At 67.4% G+C, this 21,435-nt stretch carries 17 protein-coding genes; 11 read left to right on the forward strand and 6 right to left on the reverse strand.

The window, feature by feature from the left end; translation table 11 throughout:
• Positions 1-52 precede the first annotated feature (52 nt).
• The 3 genes from PJW05_RS25430 (at position 53) to gshA (ending at position 4,492) form a co-directional block, all read left to right on the forward strand.
• Positions 53-2,371: a Tex family protein gene (locus tag PJW05_RS25430; protein ID WP_271409696.1), complete on the forward strand. Its 2,319-nt coding sequence runs from the start codon at positions 53-55 to the stop codon at positions 2,369-2,371.
• A gap of 2 nt (positions 2,372-2,373) precedes the next feature.
• Positions 2,374-2,757 carry a PaaI family thioesterase gene (locus PJW05_RS25435; protein ID WP_271409697.1) on the forward strand — a complete coding sequence of 128 codons (384 nt, stop codon included), beginning with the start codon at positions 2,374-2,376 and terminating at the stop codon, positions 2,755-2,757.
• A gap of 148 nt (positions 2,758-2,905) precedes the next feature.
• Positions 2,906-4,492, forward strand: coding sequence for a glutamate--cysteine ligase (gene gshA, locus PJW05_RS25440; protein ID WP_271409698.1), 1,587 nt, complete (start codon positions 2,906-2,908; stop codon positions 4,490-4,492).
• Between the two features lie 170 nt (positions 4,493-4,662).
• Here the strand turns inward: gshA and argA are convergent, their stop codons facing one another.
• Positions 4,663-5,961 carry an amino-acid N-acetyltransferase gene (gene argA, locus PJW05_RS25445; protein WP_271409699.1) on the reverse strand — a complete coding sequence of 433 codons (1,299 nt, stop codon included), beginning with the start codon at positions 5,959-5,961 and terminating at the stop codon, positions 4,663-4,665.
• Positions 5,962-6,071: 110 nt separating this feature from the next.
• Positions 6,072-7,229, reverse strand: coding sequence for an acetylornithine deacetylase (gene argE / locus PJW05_RS25450; protein ID WP_271409700.1), 1,158 nt, complete (start codon positions 7,227-7,229; stop codon positions 6,072-6,074).
• A gap of 135 nt (positions 7,230-7,364) precedes the next feature.
• Here argE and PJW05_RS25455 point away from each other — a divergent pair, with 135 nt between their 5' ends.
• Both PJW05_RS25455 and PJW05_RS25460 read left to right on the forward strand, forming a co-directional pair.
• A complete protein-coding gene (locus PJW05_RS25455; RefSeq protein WP_271409701.1) occupies positions 7,365-8,729 on the forward strand; it encodes a CYTH domain-containing protein in 1,365 nt (454 codons plus the stop codon).
• A 25-nt stretch (positions 8,730-8,754) separates the two neighbouring features.
• The gene (locus tag PJW05_RS25460) at positions 8,755-9,441 is read left to right on the forward strand and encodes a DUF502 domain-containing protein (RefSeq protein WP_271409702.1); all 687 of its coding nucleotides are present in this window, start codon (positions 8,755-8,757) and stop codon (positions 9,439-9,441) included.
• Between the two features lie 110 nt (positions 9,442-9,551).
• Here the strand turns inward: PJW05_RS25460 and PJW05_RS25465 are convergent, their stop codons facing one another.
• Complete coding sequence (locus PJW05_RS25465; protein ID WP_271409703.1) at positions 9,552-10,025, reverse strand: Lrp/AsnC family transcriptional regulator; 474 nt, start codon at positions 10,023-10,025, stop codon at positions 9,552-9,554.
• 126 nt (positions 10,026-10,151) lie between these two features.
• On the opposite strand from PJW05_RS25465, the gene PJW05_RS25470 reads away from it, so the two are divergent.
• The 6 genes from PJW05_RS25470 (at position 10,152) to PJW05_RS25495 (ending at position 16,686) form a co-directional block, all read left to right on the forward strand.
• Positions 10,152-10,466 (forward strand): hypothetical protein, encoded by a 315-nt coding sequence (locus PJW05_RS25470; protein WP_271409704.1) that lies wholly within the window; start codon positions 10,152-10,154, stop codon positions 10,464-10,466.
• 103 nt (positions 10,467-10,569) lie between these two features.
• Entirely contained in the window at positions 10,570-12,354 is a 1,785-nt protein-coding gene (locus tag PJW05_RS25475; protein ID WP_271409705.1) for a GspE/PulE family protein, read from the forward strand.
• Between the two features lie 67 nt (positions 12,355-12,421).
• On the forward strand, positions 12,422-13,342 hold the full coding sequence (locus tag PJW05_RS25480; RefSeq protein ID WP_271409706.1) for an SPFH domain-containing protein: 921 nt from the start codon (positions 12,422-12,424) through the stop codon (positions 13,340-13,342).
• Between the two features lie 4 nt (positions 13,343-13,346).
• The gene (locus PJW05_RS25485; RefSeq protein WP_271409707.1) at positions 13,347-13,793 is read left to right on the forward strand and encodes an NfeD family protein; all 447 of its coding nucleotides are present in this window, start codon (positions 13,347-13,349) and stop codon (positions 13,791-13,793) included.
• A gap of 167 nt (positions 13,794-13,960) precedes the next feature.
• Positions 13,961-16,273 carry a tetratricopeptide repeat protein gene (locus PJW05_RS25490; protein ID WP_271409708.1) on the forward strand — a complete coding sequence of 771 codons (2,313 nt, stop codon included), beginning with the start codon at positions 13,961-13,963 and terminating at the stop codon, positions 16,271-16,273.
• A gap of 104 nt (positions 16,274-16,377) precedes the next feature.
• Entirely contained in the window at positions 16,378-16,686 is a 309-nt protein-coding gene (locus PJW05_RS25495; protein WP_271409709.1) for a DUF2388 domain-containing protein, read from the forward strand.
• A gap of 261 nt (positions 16,687-16,947) precedes the next feature.
• Here PJW05_RS25495 and gcvP read toward each other — a convergent pair whose 3' ends face one another.
• From gcvP to gcvT, 3 genes are all read right to left on the reverse strand, one after another.
• A complete protein-coding gene (gene gcvP, locus PJW05_RS25500) occupies positions 16,948-19,824 on the reverse strand; it encodes an aminomethyl-transferring glycine dehydrogenase (RefSeq protein ID WP_271409710.1) in 2,877 nt (958 codons plus the stop codon).
• Positions 19,825-19,908: 84 nt separating this feature from the next.
• A complete protein-coding gene (gcvH, locus tag PJW05_RS25505; protein WP_271409711.1) occupies positions 19,909-20,298 on the reverse strand; it encodes a glycine cleavage system protein GcvH in 390 nt (129 codons plus the stop codon).
• Between the two features lie 43 nt (positions 20,299-20,341).
• Positions 20,342-21,424: a glycine cleavage system aminomethyltransferase GcvT gene (gene gcvT / locus PJW05_RS25510; protein WP_271409712.1), complete on the reverse strand. Its 1,083-nt coding sequence runs from the start codon at positions 21,422-21,424 to the stop codon at positions 20,342-20,344.
• Positions 21,425-21,435 lie beyond the last annotated feature (11 nt).

Below are 21,435 nucleotides of genomic sequence, written 5' to 3' on the forward strand. Positions count from 1 at the left end.
CGCGGTAGCCGCCGTGGCCCGGCCCGGGCTGCCGCCCCTGCAGGTGTTTTCAATGGACAGCATCAACAACCGCATCGCTGAAGAACTGGGCGTGCGCCCGCAACAGGTCGCCGCCGCCGTGGAACTGCTGGATGAAGGCTCCACCGTGCCTTTCATCGCCCGTTACCGGAAGGAAGTCACCGGCAGCCTCGACGACACCCAGCTGCGCACCCTGGAAGAGCGCCTGCGCTACCTGCGCGAGATGGAGGACCGCCGCGCCGCGATCCTCTCCAGCATCACCGAACAGGGCAAGCTGACCCCGGAACTGGAACGCGAGATCAAGCTCGCCGACACCAAGACCCGCCTCGAAGACCTCTACCTGCCCTACAAGCAGAAGCGCCGCACCAAGGGCCAGATCGCCCTGGAAGCCGGCCTTGGCGAACTCGCCGACGCGCTGTTCAACGACCCGGCCCTGGCCCCGGAGAGCGAAGCCGAGCGCTTCATCGACGCCGAAAAGGGCTTCGCCGACATCAAGGCCGTGCTCGAAGGCGCGAAGTACATCCTCATGGAGCGCTTCGCCGAAGACGCCACCCTGCTCGCCACCCTGCGCGCCTTCCTCAAGGACAACGCCACCCTGTCCGCCCGCCTGGTGGCCGGCAAGGAACAGGAAGGCGCCAAGTTCAGCGACTACTTCGAACATGACGAGAACCTCAAGGGCGTGCCGTCCCACCGCGCCCTGGCGATCTTCCGCGGCCGCAACGAAGGCGTGCTGAGCATCGCCCTGAAGGTCGGCGACGAGCAGCCGGGCAGCCTGCACCCCTGCGAGCTGATGATTGGCGAGCGTTTCGGCCTGGAGAACCGTGGCCGCGCCGCCGACAAGTGGCTGGCCGAGGTGGTGCGCTGGACCTGGAAGGTCAAGCTCTACACCCACCTGGAAACCGACCTGCTGGGCGAACTGCGCGAAGCCGCCGAAACCGAGGCGATCAACGTCTTCGCCCGCAACCTGCACGACCTGCTGCTGGCCGCCCCGGCCGGCCCGCGCGCCACCCTGGGCCTGGACCCGGGCCTGCGCACCGGCTGCAAGGTGGCCGTGGTCGACGCCACCGGCAAGCTGCTGGACACCGCCACCGTCTACCCGCACGTGCCGCACAACAAGTGGGACGAGACCCTGGCCATCCTCGCCAGGCTGTGCGCCAAGCACAGCGTCGACCTGATCGCCATCGGCAACGGCACCGCCAGCCGCGAGACGGACAAGCTGGCCATCGAGCTGATCAAGAAGTTCCCGCAGTTGAAGATGACCAAGATCATGGTCAGCGAGGCTGGCGCTTCGGTGTACTCCGCCTCGGAACTGGCGGCCCGGGAATTCCCCGAGCTGGACGTGTCCCTGCGCGGCGCCGTATCCATCGCCCGCCGCCTGCAGGACCCGCTGGCCGAACTGGTGAAGATCGACCCGAAATCCATCGGCGTCGGCCAGTACCAGCACGACGTTTCCCAAGTGCAGCTGGCACGCAGCCTGGACGCCGTGGTGGAAGACTGCGTGAACGCCGTGGGCGTGGACGTGAACACCGCCTCCGCCGCCCTGCTGGCGCGCATCTCCGGCCTCAACGCCACCCTGGCGCAGAACATCGTCGCCTACCGTGACGCCAATGGCGCCTTCAAGACCCGCAACGAGTTGAAGAAGGTCAGCCGCCTGGGCGAGAAGACCTTCGAGCAGGCCGCCGGCTTCCTCCGCGTGATGAACGGCGACAACCCGCTGGACGCCTCCGCCGTGCACCCGGAAACCTACCCGCTGGTGCAGCGCATCGCCGAAGGTACTGGCCGCGACATCCGCTCGCTGATTGGCGACTCGGGCTTCCTCAAGCGCCTCGACCCGGCCAAGTTCACCGACGAGACCTTCGGCCTGCCCACCGTCACCGACATCCTCAAGGAACTGGACAAACCCGGCCGCGATCCGCGTCCCGAGTTCAAGACCGCCGAGTTCCAGGAAGGCGTCGAGAGCCTCAAGGACCTCACGCCCGGCATGGTGCTGGAAGGCGTGGTCACCAACGTCACCAACTTCGGCGCCTTCGTCGACATCGGCGTCCATCAGGACGGCCTGGTGCACATCTCCGCGCTGTCGGAGAAGTTCGTCAAGGACCCGTACGAAGTGGTCAAGGCCGGCGACATCGTCCGCGTGAAGGTCATGGAAGTGGACATCCCGCGCAACCGCGTGGGCCTGTCCATGCGCATGGGCGACACCCCCGGCGAGAAAGTCGAAGGCCCTCGTGGCGGTGGTCGCCAGGGCGGTCAACCGCGCCAGCAGCAGGGCGCCCCGCGCCACCAGAGCGCCCCGCCGGCCACCGGCGGCATGGCTTCGCTGTTCGCCAACGCCAAGCAGATCAAGAAGAAATGACCATGGACCTGTCCGAGCTGCAGACCGGCAGCCCTTACAGCCAGCACCTCGGCATCGAGGCGGTGAGCCTGGGCGACGGCGTCGCCGAGGCCCGCCTGCCGATGGCCGAACACTTGCGCAACCGTGGCCAGGTGATGCACGGCGGGGCGATTTTCTCCCTGCTGGACATCGCCATGGGCCTGGCCTGCTCCAGCAGCCACGGTTTCGACCGGCGCAGCGCCACCCTGGAATGCAAGATCAACTACATCCGCCCGGTGGCGGAGGGCGAAGTGATCTGCAAGGCACGGGTGCTGCACGCCGGCAAGCGCACCCTGGTGGTGGAAGCGGATGTGCTGCAGGGCGACAAGCTGGTCGCCAAGGGACAAGGCACCTTCGCTCAGCTGTAACAGCGGGGGTGCGACGACGCTCTATTCTGGACGAAGCGAAAACCTGGGCCGGCGGCGGAAAAGTATTTCGGCCGCCGGCGAACCCGCCTCTTGTAGACAGCTCGGTCCACCCCCATATTGGGGCGACTGACGCGTGAAGGATTCCAAATTGAGCGATCTTCTTTCCCGCCGCCTGGCCTTGCTCGGCGAGCGCGCCAACCTGCCCCTGCTCACCCGCTGCCTGCACGGCATCGAACGTGAATGCCTGCGGGTGGATGGCAACGGCCAACTGGCGCTGACGCCGCACTCCCCGGCCCTGGGCTCGGCCCTGACACATGGGCAGATCACCACGGACTACTCCGAGTCCTTGCTGGAGTTCATCACGCCCGCCGAGGTCGATGCGGCGCAGACCCTGGCGGACCTGGAGAAGGTCCATCGCTTCACGGTCAGCCAACTGGGCGACGAACTGCTCTGGAGCCCGTCGATGCCCTGCCGCCTGCCGGCGGAGGAAGACATCCCGATCGCGCGCTACGGCAGCTCGCCCATCGGCCGCCTGAAATACGTCTACCGCAAGGGCCTGGCCATACGCTACGGCAAGACCATGCAGTGCATCGCCGGCATCCACTACAACTATTCCCTGCCCGAGGCGCTCTGGCCGCTGCTCAAGCAGGCTGAAGGCGATCCGCAGAACGAACGCGACTACCAGTCGGCGCGCTACATCGCGATGATTCGCAACTTCCGCCGCTACAGCTGGCTGCTGATGTACCTGTTCGGCGCCGCGCCCGCCCTGGACAAGAGCTTCCTGCGCGACCGGCCGCACGACCTCGACAGCCTGGGCGCCGACACGCTCTACCTGCCCTATGCCACCAGCCTGCGGATGAGCGACCTGGGCTACCAGAACAACGCCCAGGCCGGCCTCACCCCTTGTTACAACAGCCTCGACAGCTACCTGGCGAGCCTGCGCCAGGCGGTGTCCACGCCCTACCCGCCTTATGTCGAGATCGGCACCAAGAAGGACGGCAAATGGGTGCAACTGAACACCAACGTGATCCAGATCGAGAACGAGTACTACTCGAGCATCCGCCCCAAACGCGTCACCCACACCGGCGAGCGCCCGATCCAGGCGCTGACGGCCCGGGGCGTGCAGTACGTGGAAGTGCGCTGCCTGGACATCAACCCCTACCTGCCGCTGGGGATCGACCTGGCCGAAAGCCGTTTCCTTGACGCCTTCCTGCTGTTCTGCGCGCTGCAGGACAGCCCGCCGATGAGCGGCGAGGAATGCCGCTGCGCCACCGACAACTTCCAGCGCGTGGTCAAGGAAGGCCGTCGTCCCGGCCTGCAGCTGCTGCGTCATGGCCAGCCCATCGGCCTGAGCGAATGGGCCGATGACCTGCTCGACCGCATCGGTCGCACCGCCGAACTGCTGGACGCCGCCCAGGGCGGCCAGGAACACGCCGAGGCCCTGGGAGCCCAGCGTGCCAAGGTCACCAACCCGGAACTGACCCCTTCGGCCCGGGTGCTGGCCGAACTGCGCGAACGCAACGAAAGCTTCAGCCAGTTCGCCCTGCGCTACAGCCGCCAGCATGCCGAGTACTTCCGCAGCCAGCCGCTGAACGCGGAAGACCAGGCCCGCTTCGAAGCCATGGCCCGTGAATCCCTGGAGGAACAGACGCGCCTGGAAACCGAGCCGGAAGTGGACTTCGACAGCTTCGTCGCCGCTTACCAGGCCAGCATCCTGGGGCTGATCAGCGACTGATCGGAATGGCTCTCGCAACGGCGTGATCCTGTAGGAGCGAATTCATTCGCGAAGGGCCGCAGCGCGGCCCCGATGCCTGGTCAGGCAGCCCTTCGGGCTGCTTCGCGAATGAATTCGCTCCTACAGGAAAGCAGTCCTCGCCACATGAAGGCGAGGTGCCCGGACGAGAATCAGAGCACCTTCTCGAATATCTGCGAATTGCGCTGGTAGTTGTACAGCGACGCCCGCGCCGCCGGCAGGCGCTCGACGCCGCTGGGCTGGAAGCCGCGCTCGCGGAACCAGTGGGCCGTACGGGTGGTGAGGACGAAGAGGTGCTTCAGGCCCTGGGCACGGGCACGCGCCTCGATGCGCTCCAGCAGCTCGTCGCCACGGCCGCCATGGCGGTACTCGGGATTCACCGCCAGGCAGGCGAGCTCGCCGGCGTCGGAATCGGCGATGGGATAGAGCGCCGCGCAGGCGATGATCAGGCCGTCGCGCTCGACAATGGTGAACTGCTCGATTTCCCGCTCCAGCACCTCGCGGGAACGGCGCACCAGGATGCCCTGATCCTCCAGCGGTGTGATCAGGTCGATCAGGCCGCCGACGTCGTCGATGGTGGCCTCGCGCAGGGACTCGAACTGTTCCTGGTCCACCAGGGTGCCGCCGCCGTCGCGGGTGAAGAGTTCGGTGAGCAGCGAGCCGTCTTCGGCGTAGCTGACCATGTGGCTGCGCTTGACCCCGGCACGGCAGGCCTGGGCGGCGGCATCCAGCAATTCGGCCTGGTAGTTGTTGCCAAGGCGGCTCAGGTGCGCCGGCACCTGCTGCGGACGCAGCTCACGCACCAGCTTGCCGGACTCGTCGATCAGCCCGCGCTCGTTGCCAAACAGGATCAGCTTGTCCGCGCCCAGGTCGATGGCCACGCGGGTGGCCACGTCCTCGCAGGCGAGGTTGAAGATTTCCCCGGTGGGCGAATAGCCGAGCGACGAGAGCAGCACGATGGTGCGCTCGTCCAGCAGCCGGCCGATGCCCTTGCGGTCCACCCGGCGCACTTCGCCGGTGTGGTGGTAATCGATACCGTCGACGACGCCGATGGGGCGCGCGGTGACGAAGTTGCCGGTGCTCACACGCAGGCGCGAGCCCTGCATGGGCGAGGCGGCGATATCCATGGACAGGCGTGCCTCGATGGCGATGCGCAACTGGCCGACGGCATCGATCACGCACTCCAGGGTGGGACCGTCGGTGATCCGCAAATCGCGATGGAAGTGCGGCGTCAGCCCACGGGCGGCCAGGCGCGCCTCGATCTGCGGGCGCGAGCCGTGCACCAGCACCAGGCGCACGCCCAGGCTGTGCAGCAGCACAAGGTCGTGGACGATATTGCCGAAGTTCGGGTGGGCGACGCCCTCGCCGGGCAGCATGACGACGAAGGTGCAGTCCCGGTGGGCGTTGATGTAAGGAGACGCGTGGCGCAGCCAGTTGACGTAATCGGGCATGGTTCCGTGAGCCTGAAAATGTGGCGAATTGACGAATGCGGAGCTCGGCCGGCGAGCAGTGGGGCGGCGCGTTATCGTCGTCGCAAGAGCATCAACGGAAACCCTCCCGGTCAGGCTGTGCTGGTGGATTGCAGGCAGTAATGCTGGATGAGCTGGCGCAATAGCGCAACGGTAGGCTCGATCCGTGACAGTTCGAGGTGCTCATCCGGCTGGTGGGCGCAGGCGATGTCGCCGGGGCCGAGCACCAGCGTCTCGCAACCGAGCTGCTGAAGATACGGCGCTTCGGTACCGAAGGCCACCGCCTGCGCGGTATGCCCGGTGAGACGCTCGGCCAGGCGCACCAGATCACTGCCTGGCGCCTGCTCGAAGGGCGGCACCGCCGGAAACAGCGGCTTGAAGTCGATCTGCACCTGATAATGCTCGGCCACCGGTCGCAGGCGCTGGCGGATGACCGCGCGCAGAGTGTCGGGGCTCATCCCCGGCAACGGCCGCAGATCGAACTCCAGGCTGCACTGGCCGCAGATGCGGTTGGGGTTGTCGCCGCCGTGGATACAGCCGAAGTTCAACGTGGGTTGCGGCACGCTGAACTGCGAGTTGCGGAATTCCTGCTGCCACTCGCCACGCAGTTCGAGCAGGTCGCTCATCACCGCGTGCATGGCTTCCAGGGCGCTGTGGCCGAGGCTGGGATCGGAGGAATGGCCGCTCTGCCCGAGGATGTCGATGCGCTCCATCATCACCCCCTTGTGCAGACGGATGGGCTTGAGCCCCGTCGGCTCGCCGATCACCGCCGCGCGCCCCAGCGGCCTGCCGGCCTCGGCCAGGGCGCGCGCGCCGGCCATGGAGCTTTCCTCGTCGCAGGTGGCGAGGATGATCAGCGGCTGGCGGAACGGCTGGTCCAGCAGGCCGCGCACAGCCTCGATGGCCAGGGGAAAGAAGCCTTTCATGTCGCAGCTGCCCAGGCCGTACCAGCGGTCGCCCACCTCGCTGAGCGCCAGCGGGTCGGTTTTCCACAGCGCGGCGTCGAAGGGCACGGTGTCGCTGTGGCCGGCCAGCACCAGGCCGCCGGGGCCGCTGCCGTAGGTGGCCAGCAGGTTGGCCTTGCCCGGCGCCACCTGCTGGACTTCGCAGCGGAAGCCGAGGTCGCCGAGCCAGGTGGCCAGCAAGTCGATCACCGCCTGGTTCGACTGGTCCCAGTTGGGCTGGGTGCAGCTCACCGAAGGCGCGGCGATCAGCGCGGCGAACTGCGATTTCAGGTCTGGAACAGGCATCGGGACCTCCACGAATGAGCAACCATCATAGGCCCAGCCCGCGCGAGGCGAAACCGCTGCGGCACGGCGCGGACCTGTCCTGTAAACTTCACCGCCCTGGCAGCCGCCCCTGGCTGCGCCTGAAAGACCCCGGCGATGAACAAAGAGACCGAAATCAAGCTTCGCGCCAGCCGCGAGACCCTGGAAGCCTTGCGCGACCACCCGCTGCTGAAGAAGCGCAACAAGTCCGGCTGGGAACGCCGCGAGCTGTTCAACCAGTACTTCGACACCCCCGCGCGCGACCTCGCCAAGGCCCGAGTGGCCCTGCGCCTGCGCCGCGACGGCGAGCAGTTCATCCAGACCCTCAAGACCCGCGGCCAGAGCGTGGCCGGGCTGTCCGAGCGCAACGAATGGGACTGGTACCTGACCCGCGCCAAGCTGGACCCGAAGAAGCTCACCGACGATTGCTGGCCGGCCAGCCTGGCCGAGCTGGACAAGAACCAGTTGGCGCCCATCTTCACCACCGACTTCCATCGCGACCGGGCGGAAATCGCCTGGGGCCGGGGCAAGGCCAAGGTGGTGATCGAAGCCGCCCTGGACCAGGGCAAGGTGATCGCCGGCAATCAGGAAGAAGACATCTGCGAACTGGAGCTGGAACTGCGCCAGGGTGAGCCCGAGGCCCTGCTGGAGCTGGCCGCCGAACTGGCCGCCGACCTGCCGCTGATGCCCTGCGACATCAGCAAGGCCGAGCGCGGCTACCGCCTGTACGACGCCAACAGCTACCACCTGAGCCTGCCGGCCCCGGCGCTGGCCGTCGACATGCCGCTGGACGACGCCTTCGCCGCCCTCGCCTGGCACCTGCTGGGCGCCAGCCAGCGCCTGGCCGAGCAGTACCGTTTCAACAACCACTGGAAGCTGCTGGTGGACTGGCTGCAGCAACTGGTGGAACTGCGCGCCTTGCTCGGCAGCCTTGGCCAGGCCGCGCCGCGCGCCAGCAGCCACGACCTGCGCGAAGCCCTGGACGCCCTGCTCGAGGACTGGCGCCCGCGCATCCAGGCCGGCGAACAGGATGAAGCGGCGCGCCATGCCGCGCCGCAACAGTTCGCCGACGAGCTGGCCGGAACCCGCTGGGGGCTGTTCTCCCTCAGCGCCTCGCGCTGGCTGCTGACCCGCGCCTGGATCGTCGAGCGCAACGCCCGCGGCACCCGCCAGGGCCAGGCAGCGCTGGGCAACTGGCTGCCGCGGTTCCTCGCCGAAGAAGGCCAGGCGCTGAAGCCGGAACTCTACAAGCGCCAGCCGGAAGACCTGGGCGAGCAGTTGCCGCGCCTGGAGCGTCTGCTGGTCTGGCTGCGCCTGGCCCGCCAGGCGCTGGACGTGGTGGAAATCGACCGCGCCTACGGTGAACTGGCCAAGTTCGCCGAGCTGGCCGGCCGGCCGCTGGATGCCGAGAGCCTGGCCGCCCGCAGCGAACAGGCGCAGACGCTGATCAGCCTGCGCGGCTGGAAGGCGCTGACCCGCTGACGCGACGCCGCCGAGGAGCCCCGCCATGTTCAAGCAAAGCTTCCGCTCCGTGGTCACCACCTGGCTGACCGGCCTGCTGGCCCTGCTGCCACTGGTGCTGACCCTGGCGCTGCTGGCCTGGCTGGTCAGCCTGCTGAACCGGCTGGTGGGGCCTTCGACGGTGATCGGCCAGCTCCTCGGCGCCCTCGGCCAGCCCTTCGCCAGCAACCCGGCGCTGGCCTACCTGGTCGGCACCCTGGTGCTGCTGGGCTGCCTCTACCCCCTCGGGCTGGCGGTGCAGCTCGGCCTGCGCCGGCCGCTGGCCTGGCTGCTGGACACGACCCTGCGCCGCGCGCCGCTGGTCGGCAGCCTGTACAGCCTGGCGGACCGCTTCGTCGGCCTGCTGGACCGCAGCAAGAATGCCGATATCGCAGCCATGAGCCCGGTGTGGTGCATCTTTGGCGGCGAAGGCGCGGCGGTGCTGGCCTTGCAGCCGAACCCGACGACCGTCGAGCTGGACGGCCGGCAATACTGCGCCATCCTGGTCCCCACCGCGCCCATCCCGGTGGGGGGCGGGCTGATCTATGTGCCGGTGGAATGGCTGCGCCCGGCGGAGATGGGCGTGGAAGGGCTGACCGGCATCTACCTGTCCATGGGCCTCACCCCGCCCCATCAGGCAGGCAAGCTGGCGAAGAAGCCGGTGGTGCTGACGGACGACCACAAGGCGTCCTGACCTTGTAGGGGCGAATTTATTCGCCAAGCGGGCCGAAGGTCCGCCATTCCGCTTAACCAGACAGAGCAGCTGCGCTGCCCCTGGCGATTGAAATCGCCCCTACAAGCCTTTTACCCCTGATCGACGGGCAGGCTGGTGGTGGACTTGATCTCCGACAGCGCGACGATGGAGTTCACCTCCTGGATGCCCGGCACCAGCGACAGCTTCTCGAAGAAGAAGCGCTCGTAGGCCTCGATATCGCGGGTGACGATGCGCAGCATGAAATCCACCGCCCCCATCAGCACATGGCACTCCAGCACCTCAGGAAACTCGCGCATGGCCTCGGCGAATTCGGTGAGGTTGGAGCGGCCGTGGGCGTTGAGTTTCACCTGGGCGAAGATTTGCGCGTTGAGGCCCACCTTGCGCCGGTCCAGCAGGGTGACCTGGCGGCGGATCACCCCTTCATCCTTGAGCCGCTGGATGCGCCGCCAGCAGGGCGACTGGGACAAGCCCACGCGCTCGGCGATCTCGGCGGTGGACAGGCTGGCGTCTCCCTGCAGCAGTTCGAGGATACGTTTGTCGTAGTTATCCAGGGTGACGGACATAAAATTTCCCTGCTTTGGCGAGATGCAGGAAAGTCTATCCAAAGATCTCGCCGTTTCCCTGCAATCAGGCAGAAAAATCCCCCGACAGGCTGGAAAACTATCGGCGTCCCCACCGAGGAATCCTTCATGCTCAGCCTCCAGCCCGCCCCCACCCTGCGCGACGACCACTGGCACCCGCACGCCGCCCGGCACCAGGCCCACGAAATGCAATTCGCCATCCTCGCCGAAGCGGAGGCAGACGTGCTCGGCCGCCTGCTCGGCTTCTTCGCCCAGCTGCAACTGGTGCCGCGCTGGCTGGAAGTGCACCAGTTGGGCGACAACCTGCTGGTGCAACTGCGCCAACCGGGCCTGACCCCGCATCGCGCCGAGGTCATCGCGCAGAAGATGCGTTCGCTCGTCAGCGTCGCCTCGGTGGAGCTGGAGCACGCCTCCGTTCCTTGACCCATGGCTTAGTCGGGCCCGCGCATTTCGGGCATGCTTGTCGTTCCGCGTGAAGAGCGATTGACTACTCTTCCAGACTGAGATGCGTGACCGAGGAGCTTGCATGTCCGCCTTTGCCTCACCCGCCCAGGACCGTTGGCTGGACCTCAACGACCTGATGCGCGAACTGGTGGCCCAGGGTCGTCTGAGCCAGGACCAGGCCGAGCACTGCCTGGCCATTCGCCGTAGCGCGGTGAACAACCAGCAGCACCCCCTGGAGTTTCTCGCCTGCCAGCAGGTCGACGACCTCAAGCGCCCCGGCAAGAAGCTCGACCTGGAAACCCTCAGCCACTGGCTGGCCGAGCACGCCGGCCAGCCCTACCTGCGCATTGACCCGCTGAAGATCGACGTCGCCGCCATCACCCCGCTGATGTCCTACGCCTTCGCCCAGCGCCACAAGATTCTCGCCGTGGCCGCCGACAGCGAAACGGTGACCATCGCCAGCGCGCAGCCCTTCGTGCACAGCTGGGAGGGCAACCTGACCCATGTGCTCAAGCGCCCGATCAAGCGGGTGGTGGCCAACCCGGTGGATATCCAGAAGTTCACCCTGGAGTTCTACCGCCTGGCCAAGTCGGTCAGCGGCGCCAGCGCGGTGGACCAGAAGATCAGCGGCGTGGGCAACTTCGAGCAGTTGCTCAGGCTCGGCGCCACCGACCAGGAACCGGACGCCAACGACGCGCACATCGTCAACATCGTCGACTGGCTGTTCCAGTACGCCTACCAGCAGCGCGCCAGCGACATCCACATCGAGCCGCGCCGCGAACAGGGCACGGTGCGCTTTCGCATCGACGGCGTGCTGCACAACGTCTACCAGTTTCCGCCCCAGGTCACCATGGCGGTGGTCAGCCGCCTGAAGAGCCTCGGGCGGATGAACGTGGCGGAGAAGCGCAAGCCGCAGGACGGCCGGGTCAAGACCAAGACCCCGGACGGCGGCGAAGTGGAACTGCGCCTGTCGACACTGCCCACCGCCTTCGGCGAGAAGATGGTGATGCGGATCTTCGACCCCGAGGTGCTGCTGAAGAGTTTCGACCAACTGGGCTTCTCCGCCGACGACCTGCGCCGCTGGCAGAGCATGACCAACCAGCCCAACGGCATCATCCTGGTCACCGGCCCCACCGGTTCAGGCAAGACCACCACCCTCTACACCACCCTCAAGCAACTGGCCACCAGCGAGGTGAACGTCTGCACCATCGAAGACCCCATCGAGATGATCGAAGGCGCCTTCAACCAGATGCAGGTCCAGCACAACATCGACCTGACCTTCGCCAGTGGCGTCCGCGCGCTGATGCGGCAGGACCCGGACATCATCATGGTCGGCGAGATCCGTGACCTGGAAACCGCCGAGATGGCCATCCAGGCCGCCCTCACCGGCCACCTGGTGCTCTCCACGCTGCACACCAACGACGCCCCCAGCGCCATCACCCGCCTGCTGGAACTGGGCGTGCCCTACTACCTACTGCGCGCCACCCTGCTGGGCGTCATGGCCCAGCGCCTGGTACGCACCCTCTGTCCGCACTGCAAGGCCCCCATGGAGCTCGCCGAGGACGACTGGAGCGGCCTGACCAAGCCCTGGAGCGCGCCGATGCCCACCGGTGCCCACCGCGCCGTCGGCTGCCTGGAATGCCGCGACACCGGCTACCGCGGCCGCGCCGGGGTGTACGAGATCATGCTGCTGTCCGACGGCATCAAGCCGCTGATCACCGCCGACACCGACCTCATCGCCCTGCGCCGCGCGGCCTTCAAGGAAGGCATGCGCAGCCTGCGCCTGTCCGGCGCGCAGAAGGTCGCCAGCGGCATGACAACCATCGAAGAAGTGCTGCGGGTCACGCCACAAAGCGAACAGAAATGAAATGCTTGGCGGCTGGGGCGAGGGGCCCCGGACGCCAGGACAACAGCCAGCAAACGGAGTCTTTCCCATGGAAATCGGCAGTGTCGTCATTCTTTTCGTCGCCCTTGCGATCGCGATCGTCTTCATGGGCTTCAAGGTGGTGCCCCAGGGCTTCGAGTGGACCGTGGAACGCTTCGGCCGCTACACCAACACCCTCACGCCGGGCCTGAACATCATCGTGCCGGTGATGGACCGCATCGGCCGCAAGCTCAGCGTCATGGAAAGCGTGCTGGACATTCCGCCGCAGGAAGCCATCAGCGCCGACAACGCCATCGTCACCATCGACGCCGTGTGCTTCTTCCAGGTGGTCAACGCCGCCCAGGCGGCCTACGAGGTCAACGACCTGGAGCACGCCATCCGCAACCTGGTGATGACCAACATCCGTACCGTGCTCGGTTCCATGGAGCTGGACGCCATGCTCAGCCAGCGCGACGCCATCAACGAGCGCCTGCTGCGCACCGTGGACGAAGCCACCGCGCCCTGGGGTATCAAGGTCACCCGCATCGAGATCAAGGACATCAGCCCGCCGGCCGACCTGGTGGAGGCGATGGCCAGCCAGATGAAGGCCGAGCGCCTGAAGCGCGCGCAGATTCTCGAAGCCGAAGGCCGCCGCCAGGCGGAAATCCTTACCGCCGAAGGCGAGAAGCAGGCCCAGATCCTCAAGGCCGAGGGCCAGCGCCAGGCTGCCTTCCTCGAAGCCGAGGCCCGCGAACGCGCCGCCCAGGCCGAAGCCGAGGCGACCCGCATGGTGTCCAACGCCATCGCCCAGGGCAACGTGCAGGCGGTGAACTACTTCGTCGCGCAGAAATACGTCGAGGCCCTGGGCAAACTGGCCAGCGCCAACAACAGCAAGGTGGTGCTGATGCCGCTGGAAGCCAGCCAGGTGATCGGCGCCGTGGGCGGCATCGGCGAGATCGTCCGCGCCACCTTCGATGGCAAGAAGGGCTGAGGCCATGTGGAACTACCTGCAGCACCTGACCTACTGGGACTGGCTCGCCCTCGGCACCCTGCTGCTGATCCTCGAAGTCTTCGGTGCCGGCGGCTACCTGCTGTGGATCGGCGTCGCCGCCGCCTGCGTCGGGGTACTCACCTTCATTGCCCCGGAGCTGCACTGGGCCCTCCAGTTCCTGCTCTTCGGCGTGCTGTCGGTCTTCACCGCGGTGTACTGGTGGCGCCGCCAGCGCAGCGCCGCCAAGCCCTCCGCGCAGCCTGGCCTGAACCGACGCGGCTACGAGTTCATCGGCCGCCAGTTCGCCCTGCATGAAGCCATCAGCGACGGTCGCGGCAAGATCAAGGCCGGCGATTCGGTCTGGCTGGTGAGCGGTCCCGACCTGCCCATCGGCAGCCAGGTCAAGGTGATCGGCCAGGACGGCGTGCTGCTCAAGGTCGAGCCGGTCTGACCGGCTCGCCTCGCCCCTCGCGGGTCAACCCTCCGCCCGCACGCTCAAGGGCACCGTCATCCGGCCTCGCCGAGCCAATCGCGACATGCAGCCTTGACGGCCTCCGGGGCATTCACGGAACCTGCACGCCACCCTGAGGCACGCTCGCCAGCACAGCGGATGTCTGCATGTCGAAGCACCACAAGCCCGCTTCCGAGGCCCGCTCTTCCGTCCGGCGCCCTGTCTACCCCGTCCTCGCGGGGCTGCTGCTCTTGATCGGCCTGGGCGCCTGGTGGTTCGTCAAGGGTGGCACTGGCGCCCTGCTGGATGGGGCTCCGGCACAGGCCAATGCCCAGCCGGCGAGCCTGGTGGACGAGCGTACGTGCGCCGGCTGCCATGCCCAGCAGGTCCGGGACTGGCGAGCCAGTCATCACCGCTTGGCGATGCAGGACGCGACCGAGACCAGCGTGCAGGGGAACTTCGACGACGCGCGCTTCCAGGATGATGCCGGAGCCGCCCGCTTCTTCCGCCGCGACGGCGCCTTCTGGGTCAACGCGCCCGGCGCCGATGGCAAACCGGCGGACTTCCGCGTCGCCTACACCTTCGGCGTGGCACCCCTGCAGCAGTACCTGGTGGAAGGTTCCGGCGGACGCCTGCAGGCCCTGGACCTGGCCTGGGACGTGAACCAGCGCAGCTGGTTCCGGCCACCCGCGAGTCAAGGCCCGCAGGCCGGGGATGCGCAACACTGGGCCCGGCCGCAGCAGAACGCCAACGCGCAGTGCGTGGAATGCCACAGCACCGGCTTCCAGCGCCACTACGACCCGGCCACCGACCACTACGCGAGCCGCTGGAACAGCCTGGGCGTCGGTTGCCAGGCCTGCCACGGCCCGGCCTCCCGCCACCTCGACTGGGCGGCGAAGCAGTACAGGGCAGCCAATGCCGGATTCGCCCTCGACCTGGCCCGGGCGGATCGGATTCGCGCGGTGGAAACCTGTGCCCGTTGCCACGCCCGCCGCGTTCCGCTGGACGACGACTCTCACCACGGCCAGCGGCTGATGGACGACTACCTGCCCAGCACCCTCACCCGTGAGCTCTACGAGCTGGACGGCAAGATCAAGGGCGAGGTGTACGAGTACGGCGCCTTCACCCAGAGCCGCCTATACGCCAAGGGGGTGCGCTGCAGCGATTGCCACAACCCCCACAGCACGGCGCTCAGAGCGCCGGGCAACGGTGTCTGCCTGCGCTGCCACAACCCGTCGGGCCAGGCCGAGGTCGAGGGCATCGATGACCGGGGGCTGACGGCGAAGAACTACGACAGCCCCGAGCACCATCACCATGCCCAGGGCCAGGCCGGCTCGCAGTGCGTGGACTGCCACATGCCAGGCAAGACCTTTATGGGCAACGACGTGCGCCACGACCACGGTTTCAGCCTGCCCAACCCGGCGCGGGCCTTGAAGCTGGGCACTCCCGACGCCTGCCTTGGCTGCCACCGTGAGCAGCCCGGGGACCAGGTGGCCGAACAGTTCCGCCTCTGGTACGGCGAGGACAAGGCCACCGCGCCGCGCTACGACGAAAGCCTGTGGCTGATCCGCCAGGGCCGGCCGGGCGCCTCACGGGCACTCTTCCAGCAACTGGAGTCCCGCGAACTGCCGGCGATCCGCCGCGCCACCCTGCTGGCCGAACTGCCCACCTACCCCAGCGAGCGCGCCCTGAACGCCGCCGCGCGGCACCTGACCCATCCCGCGCCGCAGGTACGTGAGACCGCCGTCCGAGCAGTGGCCGCCCTGGTTCCCCCGGAACAGCGCCGCAACCTGCTGGCGCCGCTGCTCACCGACCCGGTACGCGCCGTGCGCATCGCCGCCGCCCACGAACTCCTGGGCTTGCGCGCCACCGGCCTGGGCAACTACGAGCAGAGCTGGAACGAGGCCATCGCCGAATACGAGGCGGTGCTACTCAGCCAGCAGGATCGCGCCGAGGCGAACCTCAACCTGGCGCGGCTCTACCAGGCCAACGGCCGCGCCGATGCCGTGGAAGCGCGCCTGCGGACGGCGCTGCGGCGTGACCCGGATTACCTGCCGGCGCGGGTCGCCCTGGTGCAGTGGCTGGACGGCAACTTCCGCTGGGAAGAAGGCCGCGCCCTGCTCGAACAGGCCCTCACGGAGCACCCCCGGGCGGCCCTGCTGCGGCATGCCAACGGCCTGATGCTACTCCGCAAGGGCGACCTGCCGGGCGCCCTCGAAGCCTTCGCCGAAGCCGTCCGGCTGGAACCGGACAACCCCCTGTATGGCTACGCCTATGCGGTCGCCCAGCATGACAGCGGCCAACTGGAAGAGGCCGGTCATCGCCTGGAAGCCTTGCTGGAGCGCGACCCCGCCAACCGCGAGGCACGCCTGGCGCTGATCCGCTACTGGCGCGAGGCCGGACAGATCCAGAAAGTCCAGGCGCTGTTCGCCGAACTGGAACAACAGAACCCGGACGATCCCGCGTTGCGGCGGGAATGAGGGGAGGCGGCCGGCGTACGTGACCGGTGGGCAGCCGGGTGGAACTTGCTGGAGCGCCGCCGAATCTGACGTTTCAGGCCCACCGCGATACGGAGTACCAGACCATGCGCACCCGCCTGTATGCAGCAGCTCTCGCAATCGCCGCCCTGCCCGCTGGCTCGGCCATGGCCGACAGCGATTTCTGGCGCGATGTGATTTCCTCCGGCGCCACCACTGCGTCCACGTACCTGACCTTCAAGGACGACAAGCTGATGGTCGCGGCCCGCGACGACGCCAGCAGCTTCGTCGCCAGTGGCGGTGAAATCCGTGGCCCCTACCTGGAAGCCGCGCTGCAGCGCATCCGCAGCGAACACCCCGGGCTCAAGGCCAGCGACAGCGAACTGGCCAGCGCGATTCTCGCCACGGAAGAGTGAGATACCGCGAGTAAACGTCCACGTTCGTAGAACGTGGACTTGCTGTCGGCTCCCTCGGACTCTGCAGGCCGGTGCCGAGCGCCCAACGCAGCCAGGTGGCCTGGAAATGTTGGGCTTAGCAGGCTCGGCGCCAGCCTACGAAATGCCTTTGCATAGGTCTTGCAGCCCGCAAGCGTCGCAACTCATGACAATGAATCCGCGCCCGCAGGCCAGCCCTGGCAGGGGCGACTTCGTTCGCGATGCGGGCACGGGCCATCCCCTCTACTCCCGATAATCCTCCAGCGGCACGCAGGCGCAGAACAGGTTGCGGTCGCCGTAGACGTTGTCCACCCGGTTCACCGTCGGCCAGTACTTGTGCGCGCGGGTGTGTTCGCTGGGGGTGACGGCTTCCTCGATGCTGTAGGGCCGTTCCCAGTGGCCGATCACGTCGGCCAGGGTGTGCGGGGCGCGCTTGAGGGGGTTGTCCTCGGCCGGCCAGTCGCCCGCCTGCACCTTGGCGATTTCCGCGCGGATGCTCAGCATGGCCTCGATGAAGCGATCCAGTTCGTGCTTGTTCTCGCTTTCGGTGGGCTCGACCATCAGCGTGCCGGGCACCGGGAAGCTCATGGTCGGGGCGTGGAAGCCGTAATCCATCAGGCGCTTGGCCACGTCCTCCTCGGTGATCCCGGTTTCCGCCTTGAGCGGGCGCAAGTCGAGGATGCACTCGTGGGCCACCCGGCCGTTGCGACCGCTGTAGAGCACCGGGTAGGCGTCGCCCAACTGCCGGGCCAGGTAGTTGGCGCCGAGGATGGCCACCTCGGTGGCATCGGCCAGGTCCGGCCCCATCATGGCGATGTACATCCAACTGATCGGCAGGATGCTCGCGCTGCCCCAGGGCGCCGCGCTCACCGCGCCGTTCTCCGGGTTCGGCCCCTTGAGTTCGATCACCGGGTGGTTGGCGACGAAGGGCGCCAGGTGCGCGCGCACGCCGATCGGCCCCATGCCCGGCCCGCCACCGCCGTGGGGGATGCAGAAGGTCTTGTGCAGGTTCATGTGGGAAACGTCGGCGCCGATGTCCGCCGGCCGCGCCAGCCCCACCTGAGCGTTGAGGTTGGCGCCGTCCATGTAGACCTGGCCGCCGTGGCTGTGGATAACCTCGCAGATCTCGCGGATGCCCTCCTCGTAGACGCCGTGGGTCGAGGGGTAGGTGGCCATCAGGCAGGACAGTTGCCCACCGGCCTCGGCCGCTTTGCGCTTGAGGTCCTCCAGGTCGACGTTGCCGCCCTCGTCGCAGTCGACGATGACCACGCGCATGCTGGCCATCTGCGCCGACGCCGGATTGGTGCCGTGGGCCGAGGCCGGGATCAGGCAGATGTTGCGATGCCCCTCGCCACGGCTCTCGTGGTAGCGACGGATGGCCAGCAGCCCGGCGTACTCGCCCTGGGCGCCGGAGTTGGGCTGCATGCTGATGGCGTCGAAGCCGGTGATGGCGCAGAGCCAGGCTTCCAGTTCGTCGATCATCAGCTTGTAGCCCAGCGCCTGTTCGCGGGGTGCGAAGGGGTGCAGGCTGGCGAACTCCGGCCAGGTGATGGGGATCATCTCGCTGGTGGCGTTGAGCTTCATGGTGCAGGAGCCCAGCGGGATCATCGCCTGGTTCAGCGCCAGGTCCTTGTTTTCCAACTGCTTGAGGTAGCGCAGCATCTCGGTTTCGCTGTGGTGGGCGTTGAACACCGGATGGCTCAGGTAGCCGCTGCTGCGCTGCAGATCGGCGGGAATGCCCGGCACCCGCACCGCCTCATCCAGTTCGGCCAGCGACAGGCCGTGATCGGCGCCGAGGAAGATGCCGAACAGTTGCTCGACGGTTTCCGCCGTGCAGGTTTCGTCCAGGCTGACCCCCAGCTTGCCGCGCCCGAGAATGCGCAGGTTGACGCGCGCCAGCTTGGCCGACTCGATGACGGCGTTCTGGCTGCCGCCCACGTCCAGGGTCAGGGTGTCGAAGAAATACTGGTTGTCGCGCTGCACCCCCTTGCGCGCCAGGCCTTCGGCGAGGAGGGCGGTGAGCCGGTGGACGCGCTGGGCGATGCGCTTCAGCCCCTCCGGGCCGTGGTAGACCGCGTAGCAACTGGCGATATTGGCCAGCAGCACCTGGGCCGTGCAGATGTTGGAGTTGGCCTTCTCGCGACGGATGTGCTGCTCGCGGGTTTGCAGGGCCATGCGCAGGGCCACGTTGCCACGGGCGTCCTTGGACACCCCGATGATCCGCCCCGGCATGGCGCGCTTGAACTCGTCGCGGGTGGCGAAGAATGCCGCATGGGGGCCGCCGTAGCCCATGGGCACGCCGAAGCGCTGGGCCGAACCGAAGACCACGTCGGCCCCCAGTTCGCCGGGCGGCGTGAGCAGCAGCAGGCTGAGCAGGTCGGTGCCGACGCAGGCCAGGGCCTGCTGGCCATGCAGGTGCTCGATCAGCGGCCGCAGGTCGCGGATTTCGCCGTGGGTGTCCGGGTATTGCAGCAACGCGCCGAAAACCTGGTGCCGCGCCAGGTTATCCACATGATCGACCACCAGATCGAAGCCGAAGGCCTGGGCGCGGGTCTGCACCACCGAGATGGTCTGCGGGTGGCTGTCTTCGTCGACGAAGAACAGGTTGCTCTTCGACTTGGCCACCCGCTTGGCCAGGGCCATGGCTTCGGCGGCGGCGGTGGCTTCGTCGAGCAGGGAGGCGCTGGCCAGGTCGAGGCCGGTGAGGTCGATGGTCAGTTGCTGGAAATTCAGCAGAGCCTCCAGCCGGCCCTGGGCGATCTCCGGCTGGTAAGGGGTGTAGGCGGTGTACCAGCCGGGGTTCTCCAGCACGTTGCGCAGGATCACCGTGGGCGTGATGGTGCCGTGGTAGCCCATGCCGATCAGGCTGGTCCACAGCTGGTTCTGCTCGGCGTAGCCGCGCAACTTCGCCAGGGCCTGCTGCTCGTCCAGCGCCGGCGGCAGCTCCAGAGGACGGTTGAGGCGGATCGCCGGAGGCACCGTCTGCACGATCAGCTCGTCACGGCTGGCGAGGCCCAGGACCTCGAGCATGGCCCGCTGTTCCGCCTCGTCCGGCCCCAAATGGCGGCGGAGGAAGGCGTCGGGCTGTTGGAGCTGGGACAGCGAGGGCATCTGGGACATGGGCGGGACCTCGTTTGGCCTCTGCGGAAAAGCAAAAAGCCTCGACTAGCGAGGCTTTTTGCTTTTTCAAGGATAGCGGGTGAATCAGCTATCGGCGTCGGCGCTCGCCTTGTAGGCGGCGGCGTCGAGCAGCTTGTCCAGCTCGGCGGCGTCGCTCGGCTTGAGCTTGAAGAACCAGGAGCCGTAGGGATCGCTGTTGACGCTCTCGGGGGCGTCGCTGACGGCTGTGTTCACGGCGACCACTTCACCGCCGATCGGCGCGTAGATGTCGGAAGCGGCCTTCACCGACTCCACCACGCCGGCTTCCTGACCGGCGGCCAGGGTCTTGCCGACTTCCGGCAGTTCGACGAAGACCACGTCGCCCAGGGCTTCCTGGGCGTGGTCGGTGATGCCCACGGTGACGGTGCCATCGGCTTCCAGACGGGCCCACTCGTGGCTGGGGGCGTAACGCAATTCGGCGGGGATGTTGCTCATGTCGAGTTCCTCAGAGACTGTGGCGGATGGCCCGCCTGAAAATTTAGATCAAGGCCTTGCCATTGCGCACGAAGTTCGGCCGCACGACGCGAACCGGGAACCACTTGCCGCGGATTTCCACTTCGGCACGCTCGCCGGTGGCCATCGGCACGCGCGCCATGGCAATGGATTTGTTCAGGGTCGGGGAGAAGCTGCCGCTGGTGATCTCGCCCTCGCCCACGCCCTCCACCCGCACCACTTGGTGGGCGCGCAGCACGCCGCGCTCCTCCAGCACCAGACCGACCAGCTTGCTGGCCACCCCGGCGGCACGTTCGGCTTCCAGGGCCTGGCGGCCGATGAAGTCGCGGGTCTCGGGTTCCCAGGCGATGGTCCAGGCCATGTTGGAGACCAGCGGAGAAATGTCCTCGGCCATGTCCTGGCCATAGAGGTTCATTCCGGCTTCCAGGCGCAGGGTGTCGCGGGCGCCGAGACCGATGGGGGCGATACCGGCGCCCACCAGTTCATTGAAGAAGCCAGCGGCCTGATCGGCGGGAAGCATGATTTCCAGGCCGTCCTCGCCGGTGTAGCCGGTACGGGCGATGAACCAGTCACCGTCGGGCAGCCCCTGGAAGGGCTTGAGTTCGTGGATCAGCGCGGCGCGCTCGGTACTCACCAGCTCCGCCAGCTTGGCACGGGCGCTGGGGCCCTGGATGGCGAGCACGGCCAGGTCGGCGCGCTCGTTCAAGCGGACCTCGAAACCCTGGCTGCGGGCCTGCATCCAGGCCAGGTCCTTGTCGCGGGTGGCGGCGTTGACCACCAGGCGATAGCCGAATTCGGTGAGGTAGACGATCAGGTCGTCGATCACCCCGCCACGCTCGTTGAGCATGGCGCTGTAAAGCGCCTTGCCGGGGACCTGCAGACGTTCGACGTCATTGGCCAGAAGCTGCTGGAGCCAGGCCTTGGCCTGACTGCCCGCGACATCCACCACCGTCATGTGGGAGACGTCGAAGACGCCGCAGTCGCGGCGCACCTGATGGTGCTCCTCGACCTGGGAGCCGTAGTGCAGGGGCATGTCCCAGCCGCCGAAATCCACCATCTTGGCTCCCAGTGCCAAGTGCTGGTCATGCAGTGGAGTGCGCTGTCCCATGGGTTTCTCCT

This window comes from Pseudomonas sp. Q1-7 (assembly GCF_028010285.1).
In the GTDB taxonomy this organism is placed as follows: Bacteria; Pseudomonadota; Gammaproteobacteria; order Pseudomonadales; family Pseudomonadaceae; genus Metapseudomonas.

Bases quoted from the DNA above. Each gene is read 5' to 3' on its own strand.
- PJW05_RS25435 (WP_271409697.1), top strand. From the start codon at position 2,374: ATGGACCTGTCCGAGCTGCAGACCGGCAGCCCTTACAGCCAGCACCTC.
- PJW05_RS25475 (WP_271409705.1), top strand. From the start codon at position 10,570: ATGTCCGCCTTTGCCTCACCCGCCCAGGACCGTTGGCTGGACCTCAAC.
- gcvT (WP_271409712.1), bottom strand. From the start codon at position 21,424: ATGGGACAGCGCACTCCACTGCATGACCAGCACTTGGCACTGGGAGCC.
- PJW05_RS25470 (WP_271409704.1), top strand. From the start codon at position 10,152: ATGCTCAGCCTCCAGCCCGCCCCCACCCTGCGCGACGACCACTGGCAC.
- PJW05_RS25485 (WP_271409707.1), top strand. From the start codon at position 13,347: ATGTGGAACTACCTGCAGCACCTGACCTACTGGGACTGGCTCGCCCTC.
- PJW05_RS25490 (WP_271409708.1), top strand. From the start codon at position 13,961: ATGTCGAAGCACCACAAGCCCGCTTCCGAGGCCCGCTCTTCCGTCCGG.
- gcvH (WP_271409711.1), bottom strand. From the start codon at position 20,298: ATGAGCAACATCCCCGCCGAATTGCGTTACGCCCCCAGCCACGAGTGG.
- PJW05_RS25495 (WP_271409709.1), top strand. From the start codon at position 16,378: ATGCGCACCCGCCTGTATGCAGCAGCTCTCGCAATCGCCGCCCTGCCC.
- argA (WP_271409699.1), bottom strand. From the start codon at position 5,961: ATGCCCGATTACGTCAACTGGCTGCGCCACGCGTCTCCTTACATCAAC.
- PJW05_RS25455 (WP_271409701.1), top strand. From the start codon at position 7,365: ATGAACAAAGAGACCGAAATCAAGCTTCGCGCCAGCCGCGAGACCCTG.
- PJW05_RS25465 (WP_271409703.1), bottom strand. From the start codon at position 10,025: ATGTCCGTCACCCTGGATAACTACGACAAACGTATCCTCGAACTGCTG.
- gcvP (WP_271409710.1), bottom strand. From the start codon at position 19,824: ATGTCCCAGATGCCCTCGCTGTCCCAGCTCCAACAGCCCGACGCCTTC.
- PJW05_RS25460 (WP_271409702.1), top strand. From the start codon at position 8,755: ATGTTCAAGCAAAGCTTCCGCTCCGTGGTCACCACCTGGCTGACCGGC.
- argE (WP_271409700.1), bottom strand. From the start codon at position 7,229: ATGCCTGTTCCAGACCTGAAATCGCAGTTCGCCGCGCTGATCGCCGCG.
- PJW05_RS25480 (WP_271409706.1), top strand. From the start codon at position 12,422: ATGGAAATCGGCAGTGTCGTCATTCTTTTCGTCGCCCTTGCGATCGCG.
- PJW05_RS25430 (WP_271409696.1), top strand. From the start codon at position 53: ATGGACAGCATCAACAACCGCATCGCTGAAGAACTGGGCGTGCGCCCG.